The 13,309-nt window shown below is 59.3% G+C and carries 14 protein-coding genes; 4 read left to right on the top strand and 10 right to left on the bottom strand.

Translation table 11 applies throughout. The annotated features are described in order from the left end of the window. Nucleotides 1–127 precede the first annotated feature (127 nt). The 8 genes from AC0L14_RS34300 to AC0L14_RS34265 all read right to left on the bottom strand — a co-directional run bounded on the left by AC0L14_RS34300 (nucleotide 128) and on the right by AC0L14_RS34265 (nucleotide 9,369). On the bottom strand, nucleotides 128–1,141 hold the full coding sequence (locus tag AC0L14_RS34300) for a 1-aminocyclopropane-1-carboxylate deaminase (RefSeq protein ID WP_473752182.1): 1,014 nt from the start codon (nucleotides 1,139–1,141) through the stop codon (nucleotides 128–130). A gap of 327 nt (nucleotides 1,142–1,468) precedes the next feature. Next, nucleotides 1,469–1,738 (bottom strand): exopolysaccharide production repressor protein, encoded by a 270-nt coding sequence (locus AC0L14_RS34295; protein WP_473752181.1) that lies wholly within the window; start codon nucleotides 1,736–1,738, stop codon nucleotides 1,469–1,471. Nucleotides 1,739–1,830: 92 nt separating this feature from the next. Continuing rightward, nucleotides 1,831–2,142, bottom strand: coding sequence for a ferredoxin III, nif-specific (fdxB, locus tag AC0L14_RS34290; RefSeq protein WP_473752178.1), 312 nt, complete (start codon nucleotides 2,140–2,142; stop codon nucleotides 1,831–1,833). Then, nucleotides 2,139–2,342, bottom strand: a complete 204-nt coding sequence (locus tag AC0L14_RS34285; RefSeq protein ID WP_027033222.1) for a CCE_0567 family metalloprotein — start codon at nucleotides 2,340–2,342, stop codon at nucleotides 2,139–2,141. Before AC0L14_RS34285 ends, fdxB begins: the two co-directional genes overlap by 4 nt. A 1,854-nt stretch (nucleotides 2,343–4,196) precedes the next feature. Then, nucleotides 4,197–5,789, bottom strand: coding sequence for a class I tRNA ligase family protein (locus AC0L14_RS34280; protein ID WP_473752180.1), 1,593 nt, complete (start codon nucleotides 5,787–5,789; stop codon nucleotides 4,197–4,199). After that, nucleotides 5,729–6,196: a cupin domain-containing protein gene (locus AC0L14_RS34275; protein ID WP_473752177.1), complete on the bottom strand. Its 468-nt coding sequence runs from the start codon at nucleotides 6,194–6,196 to the stop codon at nucleotides 5,729–5,731. The genes AC0L14_RS34280 and AC0L14_RS34275 overlap by 61 nt, the downstream gene beginning before the upstream one ends. A gap of 330 nt (nucleotides 6,197–6,526) precedes the next feature. Continuing rightward, complete coding sequence (locus AC0L14_RS34270) at nucleotides 6,527–7,306, bottom strand: phytanoyl-CoA dioxygenase family protein (RefSeq protein WP_473752176.1); 780 nt, start codon at nucleotides 7,304–7,306, stop codon at nucleotides 6,527–6,529. Nucleotides 7,307–8,064: 758 nt separating this feature from the next. Beyond that, on the bottom strand, nucleotides 8,065–9,369 hold the full coding sequence (locus AC0L14_RS34265; RefSeq protein WP_473752179.1) for a lysine N(6)-hydroxylase/L-ornithine N(5)-oxygenase family protein: 1,305 nt from the start codon (nucleotides 9,367–9,369) through the stop codon (nucleotides 8,065–8,067). A 381-nt stretch (nucleotides 9,370–9,750) separates the two neighbouring features. Between AC0L14_RS34265 and AC0L14_RS34260 the strand changes: the two genes are divergently transcribed. Beyond that, nucleotides 9,751–10,113, top strand: a complete 363-nt coding sequence (locus tag AC0L14_RS34260) for a hypothetical protein (RefSeq protein WP_473752175.1) — start codon at nucleotides 9,751–9,753, stop codon at nucleotides 10,111–10,113. Between the two features lie 257 nt (nucleotides 10,114–10,370). On the opposite strand, the gene AC0L14_RS34255 is transcribed toward AC0L14_RS34260, so the two are convergent. Then, entirely contained in the window at nucleotides 10,371–10,814 is a 444-nt protein-coding gene (locus tag AC0L14_RS34255) for a hypothetical protein (protein WP_473752174.1), read from the bottom strand. Between the two features lie 576 nt (nucleotides 10,815–11,390). On the opposite strand from AC0L14_RS34255, the gene AC0L14_RS34250 reads away from it, so the two are divergent. Continuing rightward, entirely contained in the window at nucleotides 11,391–11,543 is a 153-nt protein-coding gene (locus AC0L14_RS34250) for a hypothetical protein (RefSeq protein WP_473752173.1), read from the top strand. Between the two features lie 28 nt (nucleotides 11,544–11,571). On the opposite strand, the gene AC0L14_RS34245 is transcribed toward AC0L14_RS34250, so the two are convergent. Further along, nucleotides 11,572–12,405, bottom strand: coding sequence for an ATP-dependent DNA ligase (locus AC0L14_RS34245; RefSeq protein WP_473752172.1), 834 nt, complete (start codon nucleotides 12,403–12,405; stop codon nucleotides 11,572–11,574). A gap of 132 nt (nucleotides 12,406–12,537) precedes the next feature. Here AC0L14_RS34245 and AC0L14_RS34240 point away from each other — a divergent pair, with 132 nt between their 5' ends. Both AC0L14_RS34240 and AC0L14_RS34235 read left to right on the top strand, forming a co-directional pair. Next, entirely contained in the window at nucleotides 12,538–12,774 is a 237-nt protein-coding gene (locus AC0L14_RS34240) for a DUF3606 domain-containing protein (protein ID WP_473752171.1), read from the top strand. Between the two features lie 87 nt (nucleotides 12,775–12,861). Continuing rightward, nucleotides 12,862–13,095, top strand: a complete 234-nt coding sequence (locus tag AC0L14_RS34235; RefSeq protein ID WP_473752170.1) for a helix-turn-helix domain-containing protein — start codon at nucleotides 12,862–12,864, stop codon at nucleotides 13,093–13,095. Nucleotides 13,096–13,309: the final 214 nt, after the last annotated feature.

Raw genomic sequence — 13,309 nt, 5'->3', positions numbered from 1 at the left:
CCAACGAAACAGCAAACCAATGAAGGGGGTCAGTTCTTCACTTCGCCAATGGGGTCAAATCTTCGCTTCGCTTGACACTTGGCTCAGCACTGTCACGGCAGGGCGGCGCAACGCGAGCTGTCACGCGTCAGCCATTGCGAAAGGTGTAGCCATAACCGTTGATCGCCGGCGCGCCGCCGAGATGGGCGTATAAGACCTTCGATCCCTCTGGAAAAAAGCCTTTTTGGACGAGGTCAATCATCCCTTGCATCGATTTGCCCTCATAGACTGGATCGGTAATCATACCCTCAAGCCGCGCACACAGACGGATCGCCTCCTTGGTTTCCTCGGATGGAATGCCATAACGCGGGTACGCGTAGTCTTCGAGCAGCACCACGTCATCCTCGACAGGTTCCGTGCCGAGCTCGACGAGGGTCGCTGTATGTCGGGCAATCCCAAGCACCTGCGGCTTGGTTTTTGCAGGCGTGGCAGAGGCATCGATACCGATCACCTTACGTTGTCGACCGTCCTTGGCGAACCCGACGATCATGCCGGCATGAGTTGAACCGGTGACCGTGCAAACGACAATGTAGTCGAACGCAAACCCAAGCTGTTCCTCCTGCGCGCGCACTTCCGCCGCGAACCCCACATAGCCGAGGCCTCCATTCGGATGAACAGACGCCCCGGCCGGTATCGCATAGGGCCGGCCGCCTCTTGCCTTGACCTCATAGAGCGCTTTTTCCCAACTGTGCCGGATACCGATGTCAAAGCCATCGTCGACCAGACGCACCTCCGCTCCCATGATGCGGCTCAAGAGAATGTTGCCAACGCGGTCGTAGACGACATCCTCATGTGGAACCCAGCTCTCCTGAACCAGGAGACTTTTCATGCCGATCTTGGCGGCAACGGCAGCAACCATGCGCGTGTGGTTGGACTGCACGCCACCGACGGTGACGAGGGTATCGGCATCTGACGCGATCGCGTCGGGGATGATGTATTCGAGCTTGCGCAGTTTGTTTCCGCCGAATGCGAGACCGGAGTTGCAGTCCTCGCGTTTGGCGTAGATCTCCACCTTGCCGCCTAGATGCTTGCCGAGGCGGTCGAGCTTCTCGATGGGCGTGGGTCCAAAGGTGAGCGGGTAGCGTTCAAACTTTTTCAGCATGTTTTCTCCAGCGGCACGGGATTGAGCTGAACGAGCGACGCAGAGCTGTTTTGCAAAAGGCCTATTTGACAGTGAGGTCGGCTGCGTTCGGATGTTCCAACAGAGCGCCACTGTTATATTTTCTGGCGCCTCGTTCGCCTTCGAGACGAAGCAACCCGCGTGCCGTGCGCTGCGATCCACTACCATTGCCCGGAGAACCGAAACTGCATTCCCCTGGCGTTAAAACGATGAGAATGCCGTCGCCTTCGACCATACCAGGGAACCATGACCTCAATAATCAAACTTGAACAAAGTGATGAATCTGAGCTCTGATCTTGTGACGGCGCATCAAGGGAGGAGCAGCGATATGCCGAGCGTTTGATTGCGCTGGGGCACATCTTGAGTTTCATGCCTATGCTCATCATCGTCGCGCGACTGGTACCGAAGTTCCTGGGACCTACCGAAAAGCTCAGCCCCTTGCCCGGCTTTGCCAGCGCAGCTGGATCGCCAAATCAGAAAGAGCACACCTGCGAAATAGCCCAGCTGAAGAAGTAGCGAACAGCCCAGCGTCGTGACGACTGCTAGACGGAACGAATGCGAGGCGAAGTAAACCGTCACAGCGTTGCCGCACAGGACCAGCCCGAGGAGCCGACAAAATGTGATGAAGCGCAATGCCGTACTCCGGATTTTGTTTTGTCAAATCATGCAATTCATGCTGCGATCTGGTCGGCCGCGACATGGGTCTGGCAGTTCTTTGGGCAGACGCGGCCGCAGGCTCCGCAGCCAATGCAGCGGCCGGCATGGTCGACAACCATAATCATCCGATTGAGCTCACCATCGAAATCGTCGTCACCGCCATCGCAGGCGCCGAGGAATTCGCCCGCTTCGTCGACGCCGTAAATGACCTCGCGCGAGCAGACTTTGAAACAGCGGCCGCAGCCGATACAGATCTTGCCATCTATAGCGGTCAGATATTCCGGCACCCATATGGAGCCGTCGCGGCTGATGAATGTGCTCCTCATCGCAAAGTCTTCATTTTGGCGAGCTCTCTCCTGGCACCATCCAACTCGGCATAAACGGCATGCGTTTTCTCGGCGACTTCCTCTATCTCAATCCATTTGACCGGAAGACCCTCGGCAAGGTCGCGCAAGTTCGTCTTGGCAATTGCCGCGCGCAATTGAAGCTTTCGGACTTTCTTCGCCATCTCATCCAGGTTTGACATGATCCTTCCTCGAAAATCGGTTTCTTCACGCCCGCGCCACGACGCGATAGGCAATAGCTGCAGTCGCATCGCCGATCAGTTTCGCGCCGGTATCCGCGAGTTTCTCGAAGCCGAACCGGTAGTCGCCTCGACAGAGCGGCGAACTGCCCGACAGTGAAAGCCCGCGCCCGGAGCACCGGTCGGTTTCGTTTCTGTTGTTGCCTATGTCATCACGCCTGAGCGCTCCTCGATTGCACGCTCCACTACGGTCTAAAACATGTCGAGCCTCCACAGCGCGTCCGGATTGGGATTGCCACTGATTGGATATTCCGGCGCAGTTCCTTGGTGATGAGGAAATCGGCCACCAGTCCGGTGTCCGATTTCCCTGGCATGAGCGGTGGAAGTCCTGAGCACGGACCAGCCGAAGGAGGCGTTCGACGAAGGGGCGGGCAAGGGCCTCTCCGTCCTTGTTGACGGCAGGGCCAAGCGCTGCGTGCGACATTTCGTTTCCTCAATTTCAGGTCTCGTCCTCGACGGAGGATTTCTGCTTTCGGTTACGCCGACTTCGGGCCCGCTTACGCAGCAGACGTCCGGCCTGGCCAGGCCCATTCCACCTAAATGCTGCCCCTGTGGCCGATCTTGAACACGCCCTGGACTGTGACGTCTTCAACGACGGGCCAAATTCGCGTCGAATATCGCGGCCGCGGCGACTCAGTTGGAGGTCACTAAGGTCCGAGCCTTGACCTGCAGCAAACGATCGACCCTGTGCTCCATGGATAAAGTTACTGCGGGCGCGCCGCAGAAAGTGGGCGAATTGACCAGGGTTCCATCCACTTGTCATCCCTACACGTTGCCGGGCTGAAAGTTCGTAAGGGGTTCGCCACGTAGCCACTCGTCCACTTTGATCGGAGGAGCCGGGGACTCGCTAGGCAGCATGTTGCTCTCCATTCCCACACCTTTCCTGACGTTTATGCGCGAGCTGGTTCTTCTCTCAGAAACGGAACACACCGGTTAGGATCAATGTCTTGCGTGTTCCCATGCGATCAGCCTTCACTCAGTATTGCCGATCTCAACCAGCAAACGTCGTGCCAGCGCGCTTAGCCCGCAGTAAATGGATAAATGGCCTCAAAAACCTCGCAAGTCCAAGACGGCCGGTTGTTTTGAACCCGACAGTTTTCTGTCGCTGTCAGCTTTTGGACAAGCATCATGCGTCAGACGCTTGAGGGCGAGAGCCGCTTGCCTGTGCCCTTGCGGTAAGTTGGCGTCGGCTCATCTAGGATCATTCGGAGCCGGCGATGCGCGGGCGATCGGCGTTGAGCGCTGACAAAATGCAGTGCTGCACCACGGTACGGTTCTTCTGCGCTGGCCCCCCTTCTCCAGTCAGGAATCGAGCGACACCATCGGCCCACGTTCGAGCGCGGCCATACTAAATCTGCGCCATAGATGGCCCGTCGTCCTTAGAAGCTCAATTGGGTCGAATAGGCATTCGGCCAGCAAATAGCGGCCGGTCATTCCTATAGACGAGAGGCGTTGTCCCGCCAGGCACTATTCAGGGCGCGCTATGCTGACCCAGCGCCCCGACCGCATCACCTTATTGACCAGTTGGCAACAGGTCGGAATTCCGCGATTCCGAAAAAGTGGTCAGCGCAGTGGAGCCCACTCGGCATTTGCCGCACGAATGGCAAGCGCTGGAAAGCTGTCAATCGAGCGATCCTCCAAGGCGCGGGCCAGCGTCTCGACGATATGTTGGTTAAGGCCGGCCAGTGTTTGTGTCTATGGTCTGCGAGTGGCCTTCGGCACCAGTGGTAGCGAGTAAAGCTTCGGCATCATCGGCTTTGATTGCCGCCCAAATCTGGTCGAAATTACGATAGGCTATTATGCCTCCCCCTCATTGAGAACAGGAATGTCTGCTCTGGCATAGAACGCCAGCATGGGTCCGAGATCAAAGGTCGTTGCGGGCGCAAGCCTCTGGACCGACCGCGGCCATGTTTCGGTTGAGACGCCATCGATACCTCGCGCCAGCGTGCTGGCGAATCGGGGCATCAGCGGCGCGAGTGTCTGTGCCAGGATCGCAGCGGCCGTCGTCTGAAGGGCGAGCGAAGTGCGGGTGCGGGCGGGATAGAGACGTCGCGCCGCTTCATAGTCTTGCGCCTGTCGGTAGACTACACAATCGCTCACGAAATCGCAGGCCTGCGCGGCCGCGCGCCGGACCGAGAAGCCATCGTCCGAATAGGCGCGTTCCATCGCCGCGCGATGGATCTCTATCCGAGCAAAGAAAGCGCGATCGGCGGGAGCCCAGTCGCTTGCGTCGGGCACACAGCCGCCAAAGTCCTGATTGATTTCCCGGTGCAGCGCATCAAGCCAATTCAGCCAGATCCCTTGGAACACCTCGTTCTCCGTGCGGCGTAGCGCGTCTAGCGTGAAGTTCGTCCGCTCACCTTCCGGGCGTGTCAGGCCCAAATGAAGACGGACGACATCGACTGTCTTTGGGCCCAGAACCTCTTTGCCCCAGACCGCATGGCCGCGGCTGGTCGAGAACTTCTGGCCGTCGAGCAGGTAGAACTCGTTCACATGATATCGGATGCGCGGGGTCCAGTGGGAGAAGACCTCAGCATAAAGCGCCGGATAAAGTAGGGCGTGGTAGAAGGAATTATCGAAGCCGAAGAAATGGACAATCTGCCAGTCGTTGCTGGGCAGGGCCGCATTCCAGTCTCGACCGAGCGATGTAGCTAGCGCCTGGATGTTGTAAAGAAAGCCAAACGCCATCTCTGGCCAGACCCAGGTCACCTGCCCCGGGAACCCCTCGGCCGGTAGCCCCCAGTCCGACGGGTGGGTGATGGGCACGGAAAGGTCGCCACGTTGGCGTAGACGCGCAAAGAGGTCCATGATCCGAACGGGGGCGCCCGACGCCCTTAAATGCCGGTCGATATTGACGTAACACCGTTCCAGCGCAAGTTCGGGACGGCGCACGCAGCCGACCACCGGCGCCTCGGCCGAGTGCCGCGACCGGACTGCACCTAGGTCGTGGCATAGGTTCGGCGCGCCGCATTCCTCGCAGATGTTGCCACCAGCTGAGCCGCCGCAATGGGGGCAGAGGCCGCTTACATCCGGTTCGTAGAGGTAGTCGCCTGTCAAAGCGTCGAAGAGCGCAGGGCTCTCGCGCAGATCTACCGCCGTGCTGCTCAGAAGACTACGGAAACACGCGGCTTGAAACTCTGCGTAAGCGCTATCGCCCAAAGTGGGGAGGAAGCTGTGGACCTCACAGTCGAGAAGCGCAAGCGTGGCTCGAATCTCGTCGGCGTAGTGGCGCGCCACCTTTGCGGGTGTCGATTGCTCGGCATCGGCACGCGTGGCGACGTAGCTCTGGTAATCGTCGCTCCCAGTCAGGTGGTAAGCTTGGACCCCTTTCATGCGCAGGAAACGCGTGTAGACATCGGCACCAAAATAAGGGCCAGAAAGATGCCCCAGATGCAGATCGCCATTGGGCGTCGGCGGCGTGGAGAAGACGAAGATGGTCCGCGCGGAGTCACTGTCTGTGCAGTTGCATCGAGGGCGGCCTTGCCGTCACGCCAGTAGACATCGACGAAGTTTAGGTCTTCGCCCCCATCATTGTGCAGCACATGCGCTTCAAAAGGGTGGAACAGAACGACATCGCCGGCATTGACCGAGATTTCCCCAAGGTCGGTCCTGACCTTGCCCGCTCCAGACGGGACCACGAAGGCCTCGATTTCGTCGTGCCGATGGGGCTCGGATGTGACGCCCGGTGCCACCTTGCCAAATGAAAACCCGGTGCCCGCGCTTCCCGTGCCAAGTGTGGCCATGTCGATACCGAACGCCCGCGACAGCTCCGTTCGAGAAAACGTGGATTTCCGCATGACCAATCTCAGCTGTTGAAGCAGTGGTATCTTCGGCTGCCAACGCAACAGCCTCTGCTGCAAGTTGCGAAGAGAGGCGGTAGCCCGACACGTTGGCCGCCTTCGTCAGAATAATCCGGCTCTGGGGCCCAAGCGGGCGACGACGGGCGCAGTGGGGCTTTAGGCGTTACAGAAGACCGCCCGGCGACCTCCTGCACAATCGACATACCGAAGCGTCGTAACGGACTGCGGGCGGTGCTCCAGTAGCCGGCAATCAGAACGCCATGCTCTCCGCGCATTTTTTAGCGGTAAATCAGTTTCGTGTGCATGGCCTCGCCTGGTTCCGTGAGCTCAATCGCGATAGAAAATGCCGTTTGGGGGCTTGAGGTTGTCGAGATCGGCCACTTTGCCCTCTGGCGGATTGAGGGCGCGCTTAAGCACGTTATATTCAGCGCGGGTCGGTCCACCGGTTGAAGCACGCTGGAACACCAAGTAGAGCGTCCGCCGCGAACGATTGCTTTTATTCGGCTTCGAGTAATGCGGTGCATAATCGTCGAAGATGAAGATGTCGCCAGCCTTCCATACTATGGGTTCCCAGGAGAATGTTTCGGCGACCTCAGGATCAATCACCCCGCCGGCATCCATGGGAAATACCCCCTTCTTGTGGTTGCCGGGGCTGAAGAAAAGGCCACCATTGTCCGGGTCGGAATCGTCAATGCCTATGGCAACGATCGCATGGACCATCCGGTCGGGCAGCCTGTGTGGAATGTGATAAATGTCCTGATGCGGGCGATAACCGCCGCTATCGGGATAGTGGAAGATCAGCAACTCCTTGAGTCTGCGCGAATCTTCGCCAAGCAAACCCTCGACCGCAGAGTTTATACGCTGATCTTCTAGAAGGAGAAGACGCAATGGGTCATGGAAGTCGAGAAAATTCTCGGCCTTAGAGGTGATCTTTCGATCATCAGTCGTCTTCTCGAACCACATGAGCCATTTATCATCGCTAACATCCCAGCGTGATATGTCTTCAACAAAGCTTGAAATCCGTTCCACAGCCGCGGGATCGAAGAACCTTTCGAGCCTGATGTATCCGTCTTTCTGCCATTTTTCTCTTTGTGCATCGGTCAACATGCGAAAAGCCTCCTGTTGGAAAGAGTGGTTGGTCAAACATTCCGGTTAGGGGCAGTCGGGCGCTGTCAGGGTGTGGGCCCACGGAGACGATACTCCACGGCATGCAGACGGCGACGCTAAGTGCGTTCCGCTCCGGGTTGCAAGGCTTTGTTGTCCTCCTCAATGGAGAGATCACCCAGGCCCGTAAAGATCTGTCGATCCGGTACGTCTGCATAGGAGTCACGGCCGGGCATGCTGTTGATGGTGCGACTGCCCGATAAGGAGACCTTTCGTGCGCTTGACGCGAGCAAGCCGTGGGCCGCGCGAACGTTTGCGACAAGTTCCCGTTCGGGTCGGGCGATCAGGGCGGGCACGTCGGCGGCATCGAGTCCATCGATGCTCCAAGAGCGGGTATTGTTCGCATAAGTTCGGCGCTAGACTGGCCATTCCAGGCCAAGCCGTGCCCAGCGGTTCCCTAAGCTGGTCCCGATCACTTACCTCACCCGGTCCAGCCACTACAGGCTTCGCTACGGGCCGGAACCCTCCGCTGACCGCCGACGCAGCCATGGCCGCCAGGGCCACTGCGCACTTTCGAGTGAACGACCTGGTACGGTTTCGACGACCGTGGGGCAAATGCACGCCCGCAGAATAAAGCGATGCGCCCATAGGTCCAAGAGCAGGTTCAGTCACGATGAGTTTGGAGCAGGCTCCGGCCTTCGCCGCAGCGGAGGCGGACATCATTCCTTGGATGCCACCGCCGACGATCAGCAGTCGACGAGTCATATCCCGCTGCCCATTTCTTCGCCTAGTGGGTCGGGCCAGCTCTCAACGGAGGTACGGCTGATAAAGCCGCGATGCTCGGGGTTCGCGCACGGCGCGCGCTGTAGAAGGCTGTCAAGAATGCGGCGAGCTCGCCAGGCCAGCAGGCTTAGGTTCGGATCGGCCAGCCCGCGCTGCCCGGGATTGGCGTTCTGTACGAAGATGCGTCTGTCACGCGGTCCGTCCCAGCACACCGAAAAATCCTCGTTGATGACCAACTCATTGTCGGTCTGTTGCAGCCGATCCGCCATCGGTTCCAAAAAGCTTGGCACGGCGTTCTCGTAACCGGTGGCCAGGATGACGATGTCGGCCGTGACTTCTTCGACGTCGCCTAAGCCGCGCTGCAGCGTCAAGTTATGACCCGCGCCGGCGTTGATGCAGCGCGAAACGTTGCAACCCGGCCGCAGTGCGATGTCACATAGGTCTGGCTCAAGAAATTCGTGGCGATACAGCGCCTGGTAGACGGCGCGCAAAGTGCGATCCGAAATACCATCCGAGGCAAGCACGAAACGCCGCAGGAACTGCTTGCGCTGCGCCTCGCTCATGGCCGCAAAACGATCCGAAAAACAGGGCATGAACAACTCGTTTGTGAACGGGCTATTGTCGAGGGGCAGGTAGTTTTCGCGCTGCGAGACCCAGGTGATCGTGGCTGGCCGCCGTTCTCTTGGCCCACCGACCAAATGCAACAGCACCTCGGCTCCCGACTGTCCTCCACCAACGACGCAAACATGTTTTTGCCGCACCTCAGGATGGATGTGCAGCAAATCGGATGAATGGAACAGGTTGCGTCCGACCCAGCCCTGAAATTGAGACGGAATCCGCGCTTGTTTGCCGATGCCGACCACCAGGTCTCTTGCACTGAGAACTGCATCGTCCGTCCGCACCCGAAACTCGCCATCATAGCGTATTTCGCGCACGGTCTCTCCGCCGCGGACAAGTGGGTTCCTGCGGAACGCCCAGTTCAGGTATTGCTCGAACTCACTCCTGAGCACAGCATCGAACCGTGCATTCAGGAAGTGATACAGACGCCCGTTCTCGTGCAGATAGTTTATGAAAGTGTAGGCTGATCGCGGATTGACCAGCGTAACCAGATCCTTGACGTGGCTGACCTGGAGTTCTGAGGACTCGAATGCGCTGCCTGGATGCCAGCGGAAGTCGACTTGCCGATCCAAGAACAGTGCCCCGTGCCCAACCTGCTCGTGTATCTGACATGCAAGGCTCAAATTGGACGGGCCAGCACCGATCCCAATGCAAGAGAGCTCCAGGTGCCTTGATCCTGCTGACGCCTCCCAATCAGGCGCTGTACGCGGCGAATGTCGGCCATGGCCGTTGGGCTTGCCCTCCCCGCACGCATCATCGACACCACAGGACTTGCAACAGTTTGTCCGCGCGTTCGTAGTATCGGGTGTGACGCCCGCGGATCCCGGCTCCGTGATGAGATCGGCACTCATGCCGGCGACATGTTGCGCGTGGCTGGCATCGGGACTCCCGCCTCGATGACCCCGGCGTGGTCAGTGACATGCTTTCGCAGCCTATCCCTCATTGCAATTGGACTCAGTTGCCCGCCTCGACCGCGATGAGCCGACCTTCGGCCTGCTTGGCGGCCAGCGAGGGCACGGTCATGAGTGCGGCGACAGCATTTTTCCGTGGGTTTGATCATAGAAGACATCCGCTGCTGCGTTCGGGAAGTCCCCTGCATCGAACGTGCCAGAGCAAAACATCAGCAAAGCAACGACAAGCATGGTTTGCGATCCTGTCGAGTATCCGACATTGAGGCCGAAACCTTGCACCGGCGCCGATTTTTGCACGTAATCGTACTTTTCGACTTCATAGCGTTGCAGGCGCTCTTGGCACTTTCCACGGCCGTCATCGAGGACTGGCCTCGGCGCCGAGTGTCGATCCCTGAAAAGGAATTTCCGTTGCGCTGCGGGCTATCAGCGTCGCGCATGATCGGGCCAGCCGCGTATGCGCTTGGCGAACGTCTTGAGCTCGGCTCGGCCTCGCGTTGAAAGCCAATGAGAACGCAAGGCGGGACGGCATCCGGTCCACGCCGCTTGAACGATGCATCCTACGGCAAGAGTTTATCCATCCTTCGGATGCATTTCATCAAAACGATCGATATTACGCAGAATAACAGTCATGAAAAGAAGCCGCTTCGGAAGGCTACCGCAAAGCCGCCGAACCCCAATGTCGGTAGCATTTCAAAATGTCCGGTTTTTGTAGCACATCAAATGTCCGCTTCTGTTTGTAGTGGCGTCGAAGCGGTTCACGCCGCGCTCCTGATCTGGGTTTGGCCAGGTAGTGACCCGTCGGCATGGTAGCGGGCGATCGGCCGTGGTCCGTGGAAGACGGCGAGGGTGCCGTCGGGGTATTGGCGCACCTTGACGGTGGCCTTGACGAAGTGATGGCGGATCGGGCTTGGCGGCAACTGCAACCTGAGGCGTCCGAAGACAATGGTGTTGTCGCGGCCGACGATGCGCTCCACCTCGGTGCACAGGATCTCGGCCAGTTGATGCGGATCGGCAGCGACGAAGGCGCTGTGAGCGACCTCGGGCGGCTTCGAGAAGCGAGCATTATGGGCTGGCAGATAGGTCTCGGCGATGAAGCGGTTGGCCGCTTCGATGCCGGCGATACCGGCCAGCCTCAATTCCTTAGGCAGCCGCTCCTGCAGCGGCCGCGCGCTGTCGAGTTTGAGGGCCAGCGCATCCAAGTGCCGAGCGACTTTTCTTATGACGAGATTTCCCAAAGCCTTGCTACTTTGACGTCGTCACCGGCGCCGCTGGCAAAGGTCCGCGGACGCGGGACCCGCGGCCCGCCCTGTGTCGGCTCGCCCGGTCGTTCTCGAAATTGACGGCCGCCGTGTTGAGGTCGATGATATTTTCCGATCGATGTCGCGTGAGCAGCAAGATGCGACTGTCGACGAAATCGCCAAGTCCTGGTCGAGCGCCGCAGCGCCGAACAAGAACGACCCTTGGGCTACCTTCCCGGACGCTCCACCGGCAAAACCGCAGTTTCCAGGCGCACCGGCAGAGGGGCCTTGGACTAAGTACAGCACACTCGCCGACCGGAGAGTGACGCAGGTCAAAGCCCCTGACGGATCGATCGTCGAGTTTCCCGCCGGCACGCCTGATGACGTGATGGCGAAGGCCATGCGGGAAACGTTTGGTGGTCCAACTGCGCCCCCGGCCCCGGAGCATTCGACCGGCGCGGACGTCGGTCTGTCATTCGGGTCGGGTATTCCGCGAGGTGTCGTGGAGACGGCGAGTTCCCGGTCACGCTGAGCCGCATGGCCGAAGGCGCCGGAAACTATCTCTACAAAAAGGGCGAAAACGGCGTTCGGTATGCGATTGGCGCCGAACCGCTGGCCGAAGAGGAACTAGCGCGCCGCGCTTCAGCCAGCGACATGTCGAGCGCCAGCATAGGACGGCTGCGCTCCTGATAGTCGCTCGCCAGCGCCAAGCGTGGGTCTAACCCTCCTCGCGAAAATCCTGCAAAGACGCGTGCCGCAGATCATCCTCGCCGCGAAGATGCTTTACGCGGCCGATCAGGCCTGGCTTGACCCATTGCGTGGCGGGCCGTTTCATGCCCTTCGGCTCCGCGCCTGCGTGCTCCTGGACGCGCTTCCAGAGCCGTTCGCGCATCTCGCGGTTCAAGGTGACGAACGCGGAGCCCACATAACGGCCTGTGCCGCGTTCGGCCATCAGAGCGAACGCGGGCTTGCCGGCTTCGCGCTCGACGCCAAGCAGGTCGTATTCGTCGATTGTGAAGGCCTTCGTCTTCAGCCAGGCCGTTGACGGTCCGCTGCGATATTTGCTGTCCCGGCGCTTCGACACCATACCCTCGAGGCCTGCTTGGTCGACCAAATGGAAGATTGCCTTTGCATCGCCCGGCAAGGCCTGACTGAATTGGATGCGACCACCTTCCGGTATCATTGCTTGCAGGATCTCGCGGCGGTCCTCCAGCGGCATGTCGAGCAGATCATGGCCGTTCAGGTGCATGAGATCGAAGGCGACGAAATAGAGGTCATGCTGGCGGCTGGTGATCGCCTTGCGGAGCGCGGCGAATTCGGACAAGCCGACGTCGTCCAGTACGACGATCTCGCCGTCCAGGATGGCGCTTTCCACCTCGAGCTCGCCGGCGGCCTTTGCGAGGTCACGATATTTCGACGTCCAGTCGAGCCCGCGGCGGGTGAAGATGCGAACGCCGCCGGCATCCCTGACGATTTGCGAGCGATAGCCATCGAACTTTACCTCGTGCAGCCAGCTGTCGCCCTCGGGAGGCTTCTCCACCAGAGTCGGCATCAACGGCTCAATGAAGTCCAGCCGACCGGAGCCGGCGCCTGCCCGCCTACGCATGGAACTGAGTCTAGGTCGCCGGCTTATATTAGCCAGAGCGTAGATAAGAATTTCTGCAAATTTTAAGGAGCGGCCGAAATGGCAGACGACAGGAGCAAAGGCGACTTGAGTGACCGTAACTGGCTTTTTGCGGATGACGACTACGAGGTCAAATTTTTTGCTATGCAAAACAACATGACGCCGGATCAGGTGCGCGAGTTGATCCGCCGGCACGGCAACAGCAGGGACTATCCTGACCAAGACCCGCGCAGGCTTTGCCGGGATGACCAAGCTCTCAGACCTCGGGCCGCGTATCGTCGGCACGCAACAGGGTGAGCCCGTGAATGAGGGCGAACATTTTCACCGGTGCCCGGCCTGCGGCCAAGCCGTCGACTGGCGCGACCTATCGGCAGGTGATCTGGCATGAACAATCAGGGCACGCGCCACTTAACCTCGATTCCTGAAGGGATCCCTGGACTTTGGAGATGTCATTTGCGAGACCTGACGGCAGAGCAGTCGCGAGCAGCACGGGAGCTGTTAAACTGGTCCCGTGTGCGGCTCGGCGCCAAGTCCAATCTCAGCGAAGACACGATCCGCGAGTTTGAGATCGGTCGCAGAATTCCGAATCCGGGCACACTGAAGGTGAGTCCGGTATAATCGACTCCAATGAGATGTAGCGATCCGCGTCGTCTATGCCGTGATCTCGGCCTGTTCCATCGGAAGAGTAGTTATGGCATGATGGCATAAGGGCCTATGCATTTTTCTTGATTGATGGCCCCCTGTCTTACGGGTGACCGGCGGCCCCACCCCCCCACCCCAAAGTCGGGCGCCCCAACTTATAGTCCGGCGGGAAGGAACGGCCTCGCCGGCC

The organism is Mesorhizobium sp. WSM4841 (assembly GCF_055811515.1).
This window is presented reverse-complemented; position numbering and strand designations above follow the sequence as displayed.